The organism is Bacillus sp. 123MFChir2 (genome assembly GCF_000383235.1).
GTDB lineage: Bacteria > Bacillota > Bacilli > Bacillales > Bacillaceae_G > Bacillus_A.
Map to the genome: position 1 here is coordinate 1 of NZ_KB911027.1, position 1,707 is coordinate 1,707.

A 1,707-nucleotide genomic window follows, 5' to 3' on the forward strand; every position below is an offset into this window, starting at 1 on the left:
TTTACTTCCACTATTCACACGATCTGTTGTGACAACAGCAACTTCAGCAACTGTTGATGCTGATTCAGCTACTGTTTGAACCCCATCTGCTACGTCATTCATTGCTGTTGAACTCTCTTGAATACTCGTAACTTGTCCTACTATTTGTCTGTTCACTTCATGAATTGTTTGAACAGCTTCGTCAGAGATTTGAGATGCCTGTTTTGTATTTTGCAGCATACTTTCAGTAGAGGAAGTAACCTCGTGTGCCATTACCTTTACTTTTCCCATTAATTGCTGTAAGTTGTCTAACATATGATTAAAAGAAGTAACGATACTTCCTAATTCATCATTTGCTTGGTAAGACGTACGTATGACTAAATTCCCATCTGCTACTTCTTTCATATCGTGTTGTAATAAAGTAATTGGACGTTGAATAGCTATTTTAATGATATATCCAATAAAAATAATAATTACAGTCGATATAACAGAAATAATAACAAACATCATTATTGTCGTTTCTGCACTGCTGATATTGCTTTTCTGTAATTGTTCTGCATTATTACTATTATATTTAATGAGCTCGTCAATACTCTTACTTGTTTTTGTCATATCGGGCTCAACTTCTTTTAAATAATAAGTATACGCCTCTTCGTTTTTATTTTGCATTGCTAAATTTTTTGCTTCATTTATGTGCTTTTTTAATTCTTCAAGATTTTTTTGAAGATTTTCGTATAATTTTTTTTCTTCTTGTTCGTCTATCTTAGATTCATATTCTTTTAATAATTGATTGTTATCGCTCTGCAATTGATCCATTCTATTTGCTAATTCTTTATTTCTATCTTCATCAGTTGTAATCATAAGTTCCACAAGGCTCTTAATAGAATAATTAAAATTAGATTCTACAGACTCTATCCAGTAAATTGGAAGTAATCTTTCTTCATACATGCTTCCAGAAGCTTCACACGTTTTCATTAATCCCTTATATCCCATAACCGATAAGAGAATACATGCAATACTAGCTATAATTATTAATACATTTAATTTCGTGCCTATTTTACTATTTTTTAACAATGACATTACACCACACCTTTATATAATCATTATATTACGTTATATAGTTTAAAACAAAAAATGACAAAAAACGATATTTTATTTAGTGAAATATCGTTTTTTGTCATTTTATTTCAATTGAAGATTCATCACCAAATTTTGTGATTGAAACATAAAAAAGAAAACATTTATGAAATCCCAGCAATAATGTTAGCGATCAAACAAACATTAGGAGTGTTCATAAACGCTTTCTGTACTACCAGATTTTAAAGTTCTTAAACAAGAAGAGTGCTCAAATTTTTATTGTCCAATTTTAAATTGTGAAAGTAATCCTTCTAACTCTTCAATTTGTTTCTTTATTTGCATGGATTGATTTGTTATTTCTGTAATGGATGATGCTTGTGTTTGAATTGCTTGTACAGTCTCATTCGTATCTTTTTCTACTCTTGTAGAAGTTTCTGACACTACTGATAGTGAAGCATTAATTTCTTCCGTTCCAGCGGACATTTCTTCTGTTGTCGCTGACACTTCTTGAATTTGCTGCGTTATATTATGAATGTCTTTCATAATAATTGAAAACGCTTGATCTGCTTCATTAGCAGCATTTCTTCCTTGCGTTGCTTCTTCTTGTCCTTTTTTCATGATTTGAACAGTATCTTTTGTATCTTGCTGGAT

At 30.8% G+C, this 1,707-nt stretch carries 1 protein-coding gene and 1 pseudogene; both read right to left on the reverse strand.

Annotated elements, in window-relative coordinates; all coding sequences use genetic code 11:
• On the reverse strand, positions 1-1,059 hold a 1,059-nt coding region (locus H280_RS0122830), incomplete at its 3' end, for a methyl-accepting chemotaxis protein (RefSeq protein ID WP_020063405.1).
• A 273-nt stretch (positions 1,060-1,332) separates the two neighbouring features.
• Positions 1,333-1,707: pseudogene (locus tag H280_RS0122835) on the reverse strand (methyl-accepting chemotaxis protein); the annotation flags it as partial.